This window comes from Bradyrhizobium sp. UFLA05-109 (assembly GCF_054185165.1).
Genome location: NZ_JBBIAR010000011.1, coordinates 103,589 through 119,116, shown reverse-complemented (window position 1 = coordinate 119,116; position 15,528 = coordinate 103,589). Strand labels below are relative to the sequence as shown.

13 protein-coding genes are annotated in these 15,528 nt (G+C 65.0%); 6 read left to right on the top strand and 7 right to left on the bottom strand.

All coding sequences use genetic code 11. The features are described 5' to 3' along the window. Nucleotides 1-121: 121 nt before the first annotated feature. Entirely contained in the window at nt 122-1,456 is a 1,335-nt protein-coding gene (locus tag Q3C01_RS10430; RefSeq protein ID WP_458145236.1) for a dihydroorotase, read from the bottom strand. 103 nt (nt 1,457-1,559) lie between these two features. Here Q3C01_RS10430 and ygfZ point away from each other — a divergent pair, with 103 nt between their 5' ends. From ygfZ to Q3C01_RS10400, 6 genes are all read left to right on the top strand, one after another. Then, nucleotides 1,560-2,441: a CAF17-like 4Fe-4S cluster assembly/insertion protein YgfZ gene (gene ygfZ / locus Q3C01_RS10425; RefSeq protein ID WP_458145235.1), complete on the top strand. Its 882-nt coding sequence runs from the start codon at nt 1,560-1,562 to the stop codon at nt 2,439-2,441. Continuing rightward, entirely contained in the window at nt 2,438-3,064 is a 627-nt protein-coding gene (locus Q3C01_RS10420) for a DNA-3-methyladenine glycosylase I (RefSeq protein WP_458145234.1), read from the top strand. Before ygfZ ends, Q3C01_RS10420 begins: the two co-directional genes overlap by 4 nt. Further along, on the top strand, nt 3,061-3,678 hold the full coding sequence (locus tag Q3C01_RS10415; protein WP_458145233.1) for a YfbR-like 5'-deoxynucleotidase: 618 nt from the start codon (nt 3,061-3,063) through the stop codon (nt 3,676-3,678). Before Q3C01_RS10420 ends, Q3C01_RS10415 begins: the two co-directional genes overlap by 4 nt. Before the next feature lie 135 nt (nt 3,679-3,813). Next, nucleotides 3,814-4,320 carry a tyrosine phosphatase family protein gene (locus Q3C01_RS10410; protein ID WP_458145232.1) on the top strand — a complete coding sequence of 169 codons (507 nt, stop codon included), beginning with the start codon at nt 3,814-3,816 and terminating at the stop codon, nt 4,318-4,320. 22 nt (nt 4,321-4,342) lie between these two features. Further along, nucleotides 4,343-5,311, top strand: a complete 969-nt coding sequence (locus Q3C01_RS10405; protein ID WP_458145231.1) for an NUDIX hydrolase — start codon at nt 4,343-4,345, stop codon at nt 5,309-5,311. Nucleotides 5,312-5,419: 108 nt separating this feature from the next. Further along, the gene (locus Q3C01_RS10400) at nt 5,420-8,116 is read left to right on the top strand and encodes a DUF2339 domain-containing protein (protein WP_458145230.1); all 2,697 of its coding nucleotides are present in this window, start codon (nt 5,420-5,422) and stop codon (nt 8,114-8,116) included. Between the two features lie 3 nt (nt 8,117-8,119). Here Q3C01_RS10400 and Q3C01_RS10395 read toward each other — a convergent pair whose 3' ends face one another. The 6 genes from Q3C01_RS10395 to Q3C01_RS10370 all read right to left on the bottom strand — a co-directional run bounded on the left by Q3C01_RS10395 (nt 8,120) and on the right by Q3C01_RS10370 (nt 15,527). Next, nucleotides 8,120-9,808, bottom strand: a complete 1,689-nt coding sequence (locus Q3C01_RS10395) for a methyl-accepting chemotaxis protein (protein WP_458145229.1) — start codon at nt 9,806-9,808, stop codon at nt 8,120-8,122. Nucleotides 9,809-10,145: 337 nt separating this feature from the next. After that, complete coding sequence (locus Q3C01_RS10390) at nt 10,146-11,879, bottom strand: methyl-accepting chemotaxis protein (RefSeq protein ID WP_458145228.1); 1,734 nt, start codon at nt 11,877-11,879, stop codon at nt 10,146-10,148. A gap of 207 nt (nt 11,880-12,086) precedes the next feature. Continuing rightward, a complete protein-coding gene (locus tag Q3C01_RS10385; RefSeq protein WP_458145227.1) occupies nt 12,087-12,473 on the bottom strand; it encodes a DUF6894 family protein in 387 nt (128 codons plus the stop codon). Nucleotides 12,474-12,515: 42 nt separating this feature from the next. Continuing rightward, entirely contained in the window at nt 12,516-13,115 is a 600-nt protein-coding gene (locus tag Q3C01_RS10380; protein ID WP_458145226.1) for a hypothetical protein, read from the bottom strand. 111 nt (nt 13,116-13,226) lie between these two features. Next, nucleotides 13,227-14,213 (bottom strand): acrylyl-CoA reductase (NADPH), encoded by a 987-nt coding sequence (gene acuI, locus Q3C01_RS10375; RefSeq protein ID WP_458145225.1) that lies wholly within the window; start codon nt 14,211-14,213, stop codon nt 13,227-13,229. Nucleotides 14,214-14,252: 39 nt separating this feature from the next. Further along, the gene (locus Q3C01_RS10370; protein ID WP_458145224.1) at nt 14,253-15,527 is read right to left on the bottom strand and encodes an MFS transporter; all 1,275 of its coding nucleotides are present in this window, start codon (nt 15,525-15,527) and stop codon (nt 14,253-14,255) included. Nucleotide 15,528: the final 1 nt, after the last annotated feature.

Here is a 15,528-nt window from a genome sequence, read left to right as displayed (position 1 = left end):
GCCCGCGAAAGCGGGCAATCCAGTAATCCGAGACGCCTGCGATCGAACCGAGAAGCCGCGGCGTACTGGATGCCCCGGTCAAGCCGGGGCATGACAGTCATGCGCGTGGGAAGCTTTGACCCTACTGCTTCAGCGTCTCCAGAAACCGCACCGGCTCGCCCTGTGACGGCGCCACGAGCTCGCCTTGCCACATCACGCGCTTGCCGCGGACGAAGGTGCCGACCGGCCAGCCCGTGACGCGTACGCCGTCGTAAGGCGTCCAGCCGGCTTTGGAGGCGATCCATTTGTTGGTGATGGTCTCACGGCGCTTGAGGTCGACGATGGTGAAGTCGGCATGATAGCCCGCCGCGATGCGGCCCTTGCAGGCGATGTTGAAGAGGCGCGCGGGGCCGGCACTGCTGAGATCGACGAAGCGGGCGAGCGACAGCCGGCCCGCGTTGACGTGGTCGAGCATCAACGGCACCAGCGTCTGCACGCCGGTCATGCCCGAGGGCGAGGCCGGATAGGTCTTCTGCTTCTCCTCCAGCGTATGCGGCGCATGGTCGGAGCCGAGAATATCGATGATGCCCTGCTCGATACCGCGCCAGATGCCGGCGCGGTGATCGGCCGAGCGCACCGGCGGATTCATCTGCGCGAGCGTACCGAGCCGCTCATAGCATTCGGGCGCGGCCATGGTGAGGTGATGCGGCGTCGCCTCGCAGGAGGCGACATCCTTGTGGTCTCGCAAGAACTCGATCTCTTCCTTGGTCGAGATGTGCAGCACGTGGATGCGCCTGCCCGTCTCGCGCGCGAGCTTCACGAGGCGCTGCGTCGCCATCAGCGCCGCGGTCTCGTCGCGCCAGACGGGGTGCGAGCGCGCATCGCCCTCGATGCGCAACGACTTGCGCTCGTTGAGACGATATTCGTCCTCGGCGTGGAACGACGCGCGGCGGCGGATCACCTGGAAAATGCGACGCAGGCTGTCATCGTCCTCAACCAGCAGCGCGCCGGTCGAGGAGCCGATGAACACCTTCACACCGGCGCAGCCCGGCGCGCGCTCGAGATGCGGCAGATCCTGCACGTTCTCGCGCGTACCGCCGATGAAGAAGGCGAAATCGCAATGCATGCGATGATGGCCGCGCTTCACCTTGTCGGTGAAATCGGCTTCCGTCACCGTGAGCGGCGAGGTGTTCGGCATCTCGAACACGGCGGTGACGCCGCCCATTACGGCGCTGCGCGAACCGGTCTCGAGGTCTTCCTTGTGCGTCAGCCCCGGCTCGCGGAAATGCACCTGCGTGTCGATCACGCCGGGCAGGATGTGGAGGCCCTTGCAGTCGATGACCTCCGCCGCCGCGCCTTGCGCGAGCGAGCCAATCTCCGCGATGCGGCCATCGACAATGCCGATATCGCGGACCCCCTCACCGTCCTGATTGACCACCGTGCCGGATTTCAGAATCACGTCAAAACGCTGGGTCATGGCTGTCAGTCTCTCTCATCCCTCAGGCGCAGGGCTCGAGGCCTTGTCGTTTAAGCAGGGCGGGCTTACGTTCGAAGCCGACATGTCGCAAGAGATTTTCGCAATGAAGGCAGCGTTTCTTCCCGATCGGGGCGTGATCAAGGTCGCAGGCGAGGATGCGCAGAGCTTCCTCAATGGCCTCTTCACCACGGATGTCGGCAGGCTCGAGCCCGGGCTCGGCCGATTCGGCGCGCTACTGACGCCGCAGGGCAAGATCATCGTGGATTTCCTGATCACGGAGGCGCCCGCCGGGCATGGCGGCGGCTACCTGATCGACTGCCCGAAGGCGCTGGCGGAGACCCTCGCCACCAAGCTGAAATTCTACAAGCTGCGCGCCAAGGTCACCGTCGAAAATCTCTCCGACAACCTCGGCGTGCTCGCTGGCTGGGACGGTAAGCCTGCCGCCGAGCCCGACCTTGCTTTCACCGACCCGCGCGACGAGCGGCTCGGGTTGCGCATCCTGGTCCCTGCGGAACTCCAGGAGAAGCTTGCTGCGCTGATCGGCGCCGAGCTCGTCGAGGCGTCCGAATATGACGCGCATCGCATCGCGCTGGGCGTGCCGCGCGGCGGACTCGACTTCATGTATGGCGATGCATTCCCGCACGAAACCAACATGGATCGCCTTGCAGGCGTCGATTTCGACAAGGGCTGCTATGTCGGCCAGGAGGTGGTCTCGCGCATGCAGCATCGCGGCACCGCGCGCACACGCAGCGTCAAGGTTCTGCTCGACGGGCCCTCGCCAGAGGCCGGGGCCACTATCCTCGCCGGCGACAAGCCGGTCGGCACCATCGGCTCGACGGCACAGGGCAAGGGCATTGCGCTCGTTCGCATCGATCGCGTCGCCGACGCGCTCGATGCCGGGCAGACGCTCAGCGCCGGCGGGCTCGATGTGAGGCTCGCGGACCCCGACGTCGTCCGCATTCCAGCGAAACAGCCCGCCGTATGAGCCGCGCTCCTCGCCTTCATGCCGACGGACTGACGCGCTGCCCCTGGCCCGGCGAAGATCCGCTGTATGTTGCCTATCACGACACCGAATGGGGCGTGCCGGAATATGACGATCGGGCGCTCTACGAGAAACTGATTCTCGACGGTTTCCAGGCCGGCCTCTCCTGGATCACGATTTTGCGTAAGCGCGACAATTTCCGTAAAGCCTTCGATGATTTCCAGCCTGAGAAGATAGCGCGCTACAACGCCAAGAAGGTGCATGCGCTGATGAACGATGCCGGCATCGTGCGCAACCGCGCCAAGATCGACGGCACGATTCTGAGCGCAAAGTCCTATCTGGAGATCATGGAGAAGGGCCCCGGCTTCTCGAAGCTGCTCTGGGATTTCTTCGACGGCAGGCCGCTCGTCAACCATTTCAAGACCACCGCGAGCGTGCCGGCCTCGACGCCGCTGTCGGTGCAGATCTCCAAGGAGCTGTCGTCGCGCGGCTTCAAGTTCGTCGGCCCCACCATCGTCTATGCTTTCATGCAGGCGACCGGCATGGTCAACGACCATCTCGTCGACTGCCATTGCCACGCGTCCTGCGGCAAGACGCAGCGCAAGCCGCGCCTCAAAGCCAAATGAAGGCCGGAAAGCGCGCCGTAAACGACGTGCAGTCCCGCGCCTGGCAGCGCATGCTGTCCGGCCGCCGGCTCGATCTGCTCGACCCCTCGCCGCTCGACGTCGAGATCGCCGACATCGCCCATGGACTCGCGCGCGTCGCGCGCTGGAACGGGCAGACCACGGGCGCGCACATCTTTTCGGTAGCCCAGCACACCCTGCTGGTCGAAACCGTGATGCGACACGAGAGCCCACGCGTCGACCAGCGTGTACGGCTTGCAGCGCTGCTGCACGACGCACCAGAATATGTGATCGGCGACATGATCTCGCCGTTCAAGGCGGTGCTCGATGGTCACTACAAGGCGGTGGAGAAGCGCCTGCTCGGCGCCATCCACATCCGCTTCGGACTGCCGGCGGTGCTGGCTGAGGAGATCACACTGGCCATCAAGGCCGCCGACCGTGGCGCTGCGTATCTCGAGGCCACCCAGCTCGCCGGCTTCAGCGACAGCGAGGCGAAGCGCCTGTTCGGCCGCGACCCGGGCCTGCCCGAAACCGTGCTCCGCGACTACCTGACGCCATGGACGGCCGCCAGGGCCGAGAAACGGTTTCTGGAGCGGTTCAATACGGTGTTTTCGTAGCTTTAGCACTTCGTAGGGTGGGCAAAGGCGCGAAGCGCCGTGCCCACCACCTCGTACCTTGCTCGAAAATGGTGGGCACGCTTCGCTTTGCCCACCCTACGGTGCCAGATATAATCGGCGACCAAAAGGACCACCATGATCCACGTCTGCTCCCTCGCCGCCCTGCCTGAAACCGTTCGCCTCACCGGGGCCAGCCATGTGCTGACGGTGATGGCCAATGTCGAGCAGGTGGTGCGGCCGTTGTCGGTGCTGCCGGCCAATCATCTGAAAGTCTCGATGGATGACATCACCGAGGAACTGGACGGCTTCGTTGCGCCCTCGGAAGGACATATTGAACAGGTGCTGAACTTCGTCCGCGGCTGGGATCGCAGCGCGCCACTGGTCGTGCATTGCTATGCCGGCATCAGCCGCTCCACCGCGAGCGCCTTTGCCGCGGCATGCTTGCTCAATCCGCATCGCGACGAGATCGAGATCGCGAAGAAGATCCGCGCGGCCTCGCCGATCGCCTCGCCCAACCGTCGCATCGTCGAGCTCGCCGATCGCGCGCTCCGTCGCGACGGCCGCATGCTGCGCGCGCTCGACGAGATGGGTCCGGGCGCGATGATGGTGGAGAGCCGTCCGTTCGTGATCGAGCTCGAATGACCTCGCAAAACGCCTTTCCCGGATGAGCGACAAGCTGCTGACGCCGATCGAGATCGGCCTGACTGCCGCGATCGTCGCGATCGAGGCCCACGAGCCGCTGATCCTCACCGCGCGCGGCAGCGACGGTCTGGCGGGCCTGCCCTTCGGCCCGTTCGATGCACTGACGCATCGCACTTTCGAGATCGGCCTGCGCGCCTGGGTCGAGGCGCAGGCGGGCTTGAGGCTCGGCTATGTCGAGCAGCTCTACACTTTCGGCGATCGCGGCCGTCATGCGGAGGCCGCCGATACTGGCGCGCATATGGTCTCGATCGGCTATCTCGCGCTGACTCGCGCCGCTGACAACGGCGTTCATGCGGCCGGTGCATCGTTCGAGCCGTGGTATCGCTTCTTCCCCTGGGAGGACTGGCGCGAGCAGCCGCCGGCGATCATCGCCCGCGACATCATTCCGGCACTCGCCCAGTGGGCCGACGAGGAGACGCCCGAGACGATCCGTGCGCTGCCGCGCAGAGATCGCGTGCGGCTCAATTTCGGCCTCGAGGGAGCTAGCTGGGACGAGGAGCGCGTACTCGACCGCTATGAGTTGCTCTACGAGGCCGGGCTGATCGAGGAAGCGCGGCGCGACGGCCGTCCTGCGGCATTAGCGCGCAAGGCGCTTCCTGCGCTTGGCCTCTCGATGCGGTTCGACCACCGCCGCATTCTCGCCACCGGAATTGCCAGGCTGCGCGCAAAGCTGAAGTATCGCCCTGTTATCTTTGAACTTTTGCCCGCCGAGTTCACACTCACGGAATTGCAGCACACGGTGGAGGCAATCTCCGGCCGGCACCTGCACAAGCAGAATTTCCGTCGCCTGGTGGAAAACGAGGCTCTGGTCGAACCGACCGGCGTGATGTCGACACAGACCGGCGGGCGGCCGGCAGCACTGTATCGCTTCCGCCGCGAAGTGCTCCAGGAGCGGCCGGCGCCCGGCTTGCGCGTCCGCTCCCGGCGCTAGGAGCATGACTCCGGAAGAGTGGAGACCCGCTTCTCCGATCAGGATCATGCTCGAGAGAGAAAATAGATCGCGCGATTGGGCTGATACGGCCGGTCGCCTGGAGGTCTTATGTTCGACGCCCCGTTCGACGTCTTCGCGGTGATGATCGCAATCGCCGCCTTCCTCATTGCATTGAAAGCGTCCAACCAGGCGACCGACCTGCGCCGACGGCTTAGCGTGCTGGAAGCCAACCTGCATGCGCCGCGGCCGATCCAGCCGCCCCCGCTGACGCCACAGCAGGCGATGGAGCAAACACCAGCGCCTGCCGCACCGAGCACGGCGGAGCCGCCCACACCTGATGTTGAACTGGCGCCACCGCTCGTCGCCGATCAGGCCGCGCCGCCGCCGATCGAAACGGATGCAACTCAGGCCGCGCCACCGCCGCCGGCCGCAGGGCCGGGTCTCGAAGAGCGTCTCGGCACCCGCTGGGTGGTGTGGATCGGCGGCCTTGCGCTCGCGCTCGGCGGCTTCTTCATGGTGCGCTATTCGATCGAGGCCGGGCTTCTCGGCCCCGGTGTGCGCGTCTTCCTCGGCGGCCTGTTCGCGTTTGCGCTGCTTGGCGCCGGCGAATGGACGCGGCGCAATGAGGGCATCGCCGAGATCCAGGCGCTGCCGATCGCCAACATCCCCGCGATCCTCACAGCCGCCGGCACGGCGGTGGCGTTTGCCACCGTCTATGCTGCCTATGCGCTCTACGATTTTCTCGCGCCCGCCACCGCCTTCGTGCTGCTTGGCCTCGTTGCGCTCGGCACGCTTGCTGCTGCGTTGCTGCATGGCCCTGCACTCGCCGGCCTCGGCGTTGTCGGCGCCTTCGTCACGCCGATCCTCGTCTCCTCGGACGAGCCGGACTATTCGGCGCTCTACATCTATCTGGCGATCGTCAGCGCGGCGAGCTTTGGTCTCGCGCGCATCCGGCTGTGGCGCTGGCTTGCGGTCACCACCATCGTGTTCGCATTGCTGTGGACCTTCCCCGGGCTGGACCACCGGGACCTGACCGGGCCGCACCTGTTTCACGTCATGGCTGGCTTCGTCCTCGCCGCGATGCTCGTCGTTTGCGGCTTCATGTTCGGCCCTGACATCGACGAAGGCCGGATCGAGCCGATTTCCTCCGGCTCGCTCGCTGCCTATCTGTTCGGCGCGATGCTGGTCGTGCTGGCGAGCTTCCATAACAATGTCGTGCTGATCTTCTTCACCATGCTCGTCGCGGCGACGCTGCTCGTTGTCTGGCGGGCGCCTGCCGCCACCGGCGCACTTGGCGCCGCGGCAGCCATCGTCTTCATCGTCTTCGCCAACTGGGCGGTACGTGCCAATCCGGACATGCTGGAGCTACCCGGCGGTCCCATGCCAGGCGTCGGACCGAACGCGACCGATGCCTCGGTGACGCTGCACCTGCTGATGGCGGCAACTTTCGCGGCGGGCTTTGGCATCGCGGGCTTCCTGGCGCAAGGGCGGTCGACCTCCGCGATCATTCCGGTGGTATGGTCCTCTGTCGCGACGTTCACACCCGTCGCATTGCTGATCGCCGCCTATGCGCGCATCGCGCATCTCGACCGCTCGATCCCGTTCGCGATCCTCGCCGTGCTGCTCGCTGCCGCCTTTGCCGCCGCGACCGAAGCGCTCTCCCGGCGCGAGAACCGGCCCGGCCTTGCGATCTCGATTGCCCTGTTCGCAACCGGCACGCTCGGCGCGCTGGCGCTTGCACTGACCTTTGCGCTGGAGAAGGGCTGGCTCACGATCGCGCTGGCGCTGATGTCGCTCGGCACCGCCTGGATCTCCATCCAGCGGCCGATCGCCTTCCTGCGCTGGCTCGCCGCGATCTTTGCCGCCATCGTCACCGCGCGCATCGCCTACGAGCCGCGTATCGTCGGCGATGCCGTCGGCACCACGCCGATTCTGAACTGGCTGCTCTGGGGCTACGGCGTGCCGGCGCTGTCGTTCTGGGCGGCGAGCCGCTTCCTGCATCGCCGCGGCGACGACGCGCCGCTGCGGATGGTGGAAGCCGCCGCGATCCTGTTCACCGCGCTTCTCGCCTTCATGGAAATCCGTCATTTCGCGACCGGCGGCGACACGGCATCGCCGCCCTCGCTGCTCGAATTCGCCCTCCAGGTCTGCGTGACGCTCGCAATGGCGATCGGGCTCGAACGGCTAAGGCTGCGCAGCGGCAGCATCGTGCACAATGTCGGCGCGATCGTGCTCACGGTGATCGCAGGCCTCATCAGCGTGTTCGGCCTCCTGCTGCTGGAGAATCCGTGGCTGCTCAGCAGCATCGACGTCGGCGGCCTGGTGTTCAATCTGCTGCTGCTCGGCTACGCGCTGCCGGCGGTGCTCATGCTGCTGCTCTCCTACGCGGTGGCAGGACATCGCCCCAAAGCCTACGCCAACACGATCGCGGGCAGCGCATTGGTGTTCGCCCTCGTTTACGTAACGCTGGAGATCCGCCGTTTCTATCACGGACCGGTGCTGCTCTACGGCGCGACGACGGGTGCCGAACAATACACCTATTCGATTGGCTGGCTCGGCTTCGGTGTGGTGCTGCTCGGCGTCGGGCTTTTGGTCAATTCGGAGCGCGCGCGACTGGCATCGGCCGTCGTCATCGCGCTGACGATCCTGAAAGCCTTCGTCATCGACATGTCGACGCTGACAGGCGTGTGGCGCGCGCTGTCGTTCATGGGCCTCGGCATCGTGCTGGTCGCGATCGGCTGGCTCTACCAGCGGATTCTGTTCCGCCGGCAGGCGCCGCCAGCCGTGACGCCGACGAGCGCGTGATGATCAGGCCGCGCGCACCGACTCCAGGAAGCTGGCGACCTCGACCTTGAGGCGCGTGCTGTCGGACGCAAGCGATTTCGCGGCTGACAGCACCTCTGTCGAGGCCGAGCCGGTATCGATCGCGCCGCGCTGCACGTCGGTGATGTTGGAGGAGACCTCCTGCGTGCCGACCGAGGCCTGCTGCACGTTGCGCGAAATCTCCTGCGTGGCGGCGCCCTGCTCCTCGACGGCCGCGGCGATAGCCGACGACACTTCGGACAGCCGCTCGATGGTGCCCGCGATCTCCTTGATCGCGCTGACGGACTCCTGCGTGGCCGTCTGGATGCCCGAAACCTGGAGGCCGATCTCCCCGGTCGCCTTCGCGGTCTGTTCGGCAAGCGCCTTGACCTCGGACGCCACGACGGCAAAGCCGCGGCCCGCTTCGCCGGCACGCGCGGCTTCAATCGTCGCGTTCAGCGCCAGCAGGTTGGTCTGTCCCGCGATCGTGTTGATGAGCTCTACGACGTCGCCGATGCGCGCGGCCGCCTGCGACAGCGCGTTGACGCGCTCGTTGGTGCGCGCCGCCTGGTCGACGGCCTCCGCCGCCATGCGCGCCGATTCCTGCACCTGCCGGCTGATCTCGGTGATCGACGATGACAGCTCCTCCGACGCCGACGCGACGGACTGGACGTTCGTGGATGCTTCCTCGGATGCCGCCGCAACCACGGTCGCGAGCTCCTGGCCGCGCTGCGCGGTGCCGCTCAACGTGCTCGCGGACGCCTCGAGCTCGGTCGACGCCGAGGACACGGTCTCGACGATCTCGCCGATCATGGCCTCGAAATTGCGTGTGATTCCGTCGACGCGGCGGGCTCGCTCGATCTTGGCCTCGGCGTCGCGCGCCGCCGCCTCGTCGGCCGCCTTTTTCGCGATCAGCGCTTCCTTGAAGATCTGCAGCGCATCTGCCATCGATCCGATCTCGGTTCGCGCGCCGCGATGCGGGACTTCTGCCGAGAGCTCGCCGTTGCCGAGCGCCTGCATCGGCCGGACGATCGAGGCGATGCCGCGCGAGACGTCCTGCACCAGGAAATAGGCGGCTGCAATCGCGATCAGCACCGACGTCACGATGATGCCGAGCAGAACACGGAAGGCGATGGTGTAGCTGTCGGCGGCCTTCCTGGTTTCCGCCTCGGCACCCTTGTTGTTGAGCTCGATGTCCTGCTGGAGCAGCGGATCGGCGGCCTGCGCCATCTTGGCGACCTTGGTCTGCAACAGCTCGTTGGCGTCGGTCGGGAAGTGGCCGACACTCTTGCGCGACAGCGTCATCACCTCCTGCACGCCATTCAGATATTCGGCCCAGGCCTTGGTCCACTGGTCATAGAGCGCACGCTCTTCGGGCGAGGTAATCAGGGGCTCATAGCTCTTGCGCGTCGTCTCGATACGCTCGCGCAACGACGCCATCCGCTTCTCGGCGGCCTCCTTGCCCTCGGCGCTGTCCTGCATCAGGTGCAGGCGGAGCGCGACCCGTAGCTCGTTGATGTCGGCGCGGAGCGATCCCAGCGCGCGGACGCTGGGCAGCCAGCTCTCGGAAATCTCGACCGTATGCGCGTTGATGGTCTGCATGGTGCTGATCGCCATCATGCCGACGCCGGCGAGCGCGAGCACCAGAGCACTCAGCACGGTCAGTATTTTCAATCGGATCGACAATTTCGACATTGCAATAATCCCGACAGATGGACGGTACGCAGGCGGACGCAGTCGTTACCGCTCCGATCGACAAAACGGACGATCGGATGGGTTCAGTTCGACAAATGCTGGCTGGTTCTTGTTGGGTCGAAGATGCACGCTGAGTTCCAAGCCACGGTTAATTTGAAACTCCGTAGTAATACGGCCCAATTGCGGGGATGATGCCTGCTTGGGTTTTCTGGATCGTTAACCCTGCGATTGTTTCGCTGCCGCTTTCCATCATAAACGCACGGCCGCCGCGGCAAAGCGCGGCGGCCGGAAGGGATCACTGGGGCTGCCGCTCAGACCTGCGAGGTGTGCCGAGCCCTCACGCGGCGCGCACGGTGCCGAGAAATTTTCCGACTTCGAGCTTGAGCCGGTTGCTGTCGCCCGCGAGCGACTGCGCGGCCGCCAGCACCTGCGTTGAGGCCGATCCGGTTTCGCCCGCCCCGCGCTGCACGTCGGTGATGTTGGATGACACCTGATGCGTGCCCTGCGCAGCCTGCTGCACATTGCGCGAGATTTCCTGAGTCGCCGCGCCCTGCTCTTCCACTGCAGCCGCAATGGTCGAGGAGATCTCCGACAGCCTTTCGATGGTGTCGCTGATGTCGCGGATGGCGCTGACCGACTCCTGCGTCGCCGTCTGGATACCGGAGATCTGCTGACCGATCTCGCCGGTCGCCTTGGCGGTCTGTTCAGCCAGTGCCTTGACCTCGGAAGCCACGACGGCGAAACCCCGACCGGCCTCGCCGGCGCGCGCCGCCTCGATGGTGGCGTTGAGCGCGAGCAGATTGGTCTGGCCCGCAATGGTGTTGATCAGCTCGACCACGTCGCCAATGCGGGTAGCCGCCTTGGACAATTCGCTGACGCGCTCGGTCGTGGTGCGCGCCTGGCCGACCGCCTCATTGGCGACGCGCGCGGACTGTTGCACCTGCCGGCTGATCTCGGTGATCGACGATGACAGCTCCTCCGTCGCGGAGGCCACCGACTGCACATTGGTGGAGGCCTCTTCAGACGCCGCTGCGACCATCGTGGTCAGTTCCTGCGCGCGCTCCGCAGTGGAAGTGAGCGTCGAAGCCGACGCTTCGAGCTCGGTCGCGGCTGAGGACACGGTGTCGACGATCTCGCCGACGGCGGCTTCGAAGCTGCTGGCGAGCTTGTGCATTTCGGCCTTGCGCTGCGCGGCGGCAATCTGGTCCTGCTTGATCTTGGCTTCGGCCTCCTCACGCGCCTTCTGCTCGGACACGATCTTGAACTTCTCGACGGCCTCGGCGACGCCACCGACCTCGTCCTTGCGACCGAGCCCCGGCAGCACCACGGAGAAATCGCCGCCAGCGAGCTTGTCCATGGCCACCGTGAGCGCGCGGATCGGCCGCGCAATGGTCGTGAAGGACATCAGCCAGGAGCAGATCAGGACAAGCGCGGCGCAGATGCCGACCACCGTTCCGATATGTTCGCTGGACGCCATCTCCTGAAGGGAGCCGGCGATCTCCTCCTCGCTCTTGTGTCTCGCGAAGTCGGCGATCTGGCCTGCCAGCCCGTCCATTTCGGTAGCGGTCGGCAATGTGATTTCGCGCGAGATGCGCATGCTCTCTTCGGTGAGCTTGGCGATACGGGCGGCATCTGCGCTCGTCGCGGCGATCATCTCGCTCCGGATCGCGGCGATCTGCTGCGCACCCTTCAGATAATCTGCGGAGAGATTCCTGAGCTTTTCGATCCGCGCGCGGTTTTCCGCAGACTGTGACAGCTTGAGCATCGCATCGACGGCGTTGCCCAGCGACCTTGACCGCTCGACCAGAGACTCGTTCGCCTTTTGCAATTCACCTGCATTGTTGCCGAGCCGAATATCCCGGACGGCGAGCTGCATGCTGCGCACCCAGAGCCTGGCTTCGACGGCATCCCGTGCCAGCTCCTGCTGCGCGAAGGCCGCCTGGTTGGAATGACGCACATTGCCGTTGCCTATGATCTGGCTTGCGATCATGGCGACGACCAAAAGGATACCGAATGCCGACGTCACCGCCAGCTTGGTACCGATCCGCAAATTCTGGACAAAGCTCAGCATGGGCACGTTTCCCGGATATGCGCGGCCAAGTCATTGTCGGCCACCCTCGGCGTTGATCGCCCTTGCCTAAAAGCTGAGCGCCGGGAATTCCGATTTGATTAACAGCGCGCGCCGGAAAACTACGGGAATTGAGGAAAACCTCTTGAAAATCAGCACGGAACGCGCGCTTAACAAGTTAACCACACGCGGCGGTAGGCCGCTCGGATTCTAGGCAGTGGAGCTGCGCTCCTTCACTGCCTCACTGGCCAGGCTGATGCGAAACACGAGCTGCTTGTTCTCGTCGAGGAGATCCATATGCCATTGCGCGTTGGGCTTCAGGCCGCGTGCGATGCCGCCAAGCAGGTTCGCGCAAACCTCCGTCATCTCGCTCCAGGCGGCCGCACGATTCTCGAATTCATAAGCGTGATCGGATGCGCCGCAATAGCGGCCGGTGCTGATCCGAAAGTAATACCGCGCCATCGTCGAACCCTCTTGTCGGGCCGCCCCCCCCCGCTGGCCGTCACGCAAGGCTTCGGCGCGAACGGCTACCAAGGCATGAAAACCGCCGCCCGTATGACTACGGCGCGGCGGCAAACACAGCTCGTCAGGTTTCAACGATAAACGGCGCGGAAAGCTTACGCGCCTGACAGGCAAAGCTCAGTCGGTCGAGCGGCGCAACTCGAGCGCGCCGTCATTCTTCGGCGCTTCGGGCTTCGCTTGCGACTTCACCGGCTCGATGCGGCCTGTCTCGACACGCGGCGTCTCGACACGTGCGGCAACTTCGGTTGCGGATGCGCTGACGGAGCCGGTCGTGCCCGGCGCGCGCAGCGATCGCGGCCGCGCCACCGCACGCGCCATCAGCATCTGATTGCCACCCTGGTGGTGGAAATCGCAATAGGCAAAGCCCATGCCCGAGACCGAGCCGCGGAAGCTGCGGTCATCGGTCTTTTCGAGGTTGAAGCAGGGTTCGAATGGAATGCCCTTGATCGAGGCGCAGACGTTCTGGCCACGAATCTGGAGCGTGTTGCCCGGCAGACGGATGTGGCGAACGGGACCGGCGCCCGAGAACTGCACGGCGCCTGCGGCGCCGAGATCGTCGAGGATGCGGCCTGCACCGCGGGTCCCGTCGAAACAGGTGAAGGCGAACACCTTGCCCGCCACGAACCGGCGCGCCTCGTCCGCGTTCATACTTCCTGCAATGGCCGGCGCAACCGTTGCCGCCGCCGTGACAGCTCCCAACACAATACGCGCAAGCATGCTCTTACTCCGACAACCCCAGTAGCGGGCAAGCCTGAACCCTTTACCCGCTGCTTACCATACTAACCGTGGCGACATTGAAGCAGCTTGGTTGGTAAAGTCTGAACGCCGTTAGAGAATTTTTACCACGATGCGGCCGCGGACCTCGCCCGCGAGAATCTTCGGCCCCCACTCGATGACCTGGTCGAGCGGAATTTCTTTAGTGATTTCAGCTAGTTTCGTCCGATCAAGATCGGACGCCAGGCGTTGCCAGGCCGCCTTCCGCGGCTCCGGCGGGCACATCACCGAATCGATGCCCAGAAGGCACACCCCGCGCAAAATAAATGGCGCGACCGAAGACGGCAGATCCATGCCGGCGGCGAGACCGCAGGCTGCAATCGCTCCGCCATACTTCGTCATCGACAGAAGATTTGCGAGCGTGGTCGAGCCGACACTGTCGACGCCCCCGGCCCAGCGCTCCTTGGCGAGCGGCTTTGCGGGCGAGGATAGCTCGTTGCGATCGATCACCTCGGCCGCCCCCAATTCGCTGAGATAGCCCGCTTCCGTCGCGCGACCGGTGGAGGCGATGACGTGATAGCCGAGCTTTGACAGCACGGCGGTTGCAACCGAGCCGACGCCACCGGCCGCGCCCGTCACCACCACGCGGCCGCTCTTCGGCGAGATGCCCTGCTTTTCCAGCCCCAGCACCGCGAGCATTGCGGTGAAACCGGCGGTGCCGATCGCCATGGCATCGCGCGCCGACAGGCCCTGCGGCAGCGCGACCAGCCAGTCGCCCTTCACCCGCGCCTTCTCGGCATAGGCACCGAGATGCGTCTCGCCCATGCCCCAGCCAGTGCAGACGACCTTGTCGCCCACCTTCCATTGCGGATGGGAGGACTGCTCGACGGTGCCGGCGAAATCGATGCCGGCGATCATCGGGAAGCGGCGCACCACCGGCGCCTTGCCGGTGAGCGCGAGGCCGTCCTTGTAGTTCAGCGTCGACCACTCGACGCGCACGGTGACGTCACCGTCCATCAGCTCGGCTTCGTCGAACTGCGTGAGCACGGCAGAAGTGCCTTTGTCCGCCTTGTCGATCCGGATCGCCTTGAACGTTGCCACGGCAAAACTCCCTGACTTGTTTTGGGGATGTTTAGCCGATCAGGCAGGCTGTGCAACCGCTCTGGCGACGGGTTTCTCCACGATCGGGAGATTGATCAGCGCGGACAGCACGCCGAACAGGATCGAGAGCCACCAGATCGGCGTATAGGAACCGAAGCGCTCGAACACGATGCCGCCGAGCCAGACGCCGAGGAAGCCGCCGACCTGATGGCTGACGAAAGCAAAGCCATAGAGGGTTGCGAGCCAGCGCGTGCCGAACATCAGCGCCACCAGCGCCGAGGTTGGCGGCACGGTCGAGAGCCACATCAGGCCGGACACCGCGCCGAAGGCGATCGCCGAGAACGGCGTGATCGGAAACGAGATGAAGGCGAGCGTTGCGAGCGCACGAATGAAATAGATCGTCGAGAGGATGTAGCGCTTGGGCAGATAGTTCTGCAGCCAGCCAACGCTCAGCGATCCCACCATGTTGAAGAGCCCGATGGCTGCGATCACCCAGCCGCCAACATGCGTGGAGATGCCGCGATCGACAAGGAACGCCGGCAGGTGCACGGTGATGAAGGCAAGCTGGAAACCGCAGGTGAAGAAGCCCAGTACGAGCAGCACATAAGAGCGATGGCCGAACGCCTCGGCGAGTGCCTTGGTGAAGGATTGCTCGTCCGCGGCCGTCGTGCTGGATGAGCTCGCAACGGGCGGCGTGGACAGCGCGAGCGAGAGCGGAACGATCAGCAGCATCAGGCCGGCGAACACCGTGAGCGCCTGCTGCCAGCCGAAATTGTCGATCAGCGCGACGCCGACGGGCGCGAACAGGAATTGCCCGAACGAGCCGGCCGCAGTGCCGGCGCCGAGCGCCAGCCCACGCTTCTCGGCCGGCAGAAGCTTGCTGAACGCCGACAGCACGAGATTGAATGAGCACCCGGCAAGCCCGAAGCCGACCATGACTCCGGCGCCGATGTTGAGCGACAACGGCGTCGAGGAATAGCGCATCAGCAACAGGCCGCCGGCATAGAGCACGGCGCCGACGCACATCACGCGAAACAGGCCGAAGCGATCGGCGACCGCGCCGGCAAATGGCTGGCCCAGTCCCCACAACAGATTTTGCAGGGCGATCGCGAGGCCGAAGACGTCGCGACCCCAGGAAAATTCATGGCTCATCGGCTGGACAAAGAAGCCGAGGCTCGAGCGCGGGCCGAAGCCCAGCATGCCGATGGCGCAGCCACAGAGAATGATGATCGCTGGCGTGCGCCAGGAAGAAGGTGAAGTAGGAGAAGTGGAAGAACGCGAAACCGGACCAAGGTCGCCCACGCTTGCCGACATG

Coding starts and splice junctions, on each gene's coding strand:
- Q3C01_RS10405 (WP_458145231.1), top strand. CDS start 4,343: ATGAGCGACAAGCTGCTGACGCCGATCGAGATCGGCCTGACTGCCGCG.
- Q3C01_RS10410 (WP_458145232.1), top strand. CDS start 3,814: ATGATCCACGTCTGCTCCCTCGCCGCCCTGCCTGAAACCGTTCGCCTC.
- Q3C01_RS10430 (WP_458145236.1), bottom strand. CDS start 1,456: ATGACCCAGCGTTTTGACGTGATTCTGAAATCCGGCACGGTGGTCAAT.
- Q3C01_RS10390 (WP_458145228.1), bottom strand. CDS start 11,879: ATGCTGAGCTTTGTCCAGAATTTGCGGATCGGTACCAAGCTGGCGGTG.
- Q3C01_RS10415 (WP_458145233.1), top strand. CDS start 3,061: ATGAAGGCCGGAAAGCGCGCCGTAAACGACGTGCAGTCCCGCGCCTGG.
- Q3C01_RS10395 (WP_458145229.1), bottom strand. CDS start 9,808: ATGTCGAAATTGTCGATCCGATTGAAAATACTGACCGTGCTGAGTGCT.
- Q3C01_RS10370 (WP_458145224.1), bottom strand. CDS start 15,527: ATGTCGGCAAGCGTGGGCGACCTTGGTCCGGTTTCGCGTTCTTCCACT.
- ygfZ (WP_458145235.1), top strand. CDS start 1,560: ATGAAGGCAGCGTTTCTTCCCGATCGGGGCGTGATCAAGGTCGCAGGC.
- Q3C01_RS10400 (WP_458145230.1), top strand. CDS start 5,420: ATGTTCGACGCCCCGTTCGACGTCTTCGCGGTGATGATCGCAATCGCC.
- Q3C01_RS10420 (WP_458145234.1), top strand. CDS start 2,438: ATGAGCCGCGCTCCTCGCCTTCATGCCGACGGACTGACGCGCTGCCCC.
- Q3C01_RS10380 (WP_458145226.1), bottom strand. CDS start 13,115: ATGCTTGCGCGTATTGTGTTGGGAGCTGTCACGGCGGCGGCAACGGTT.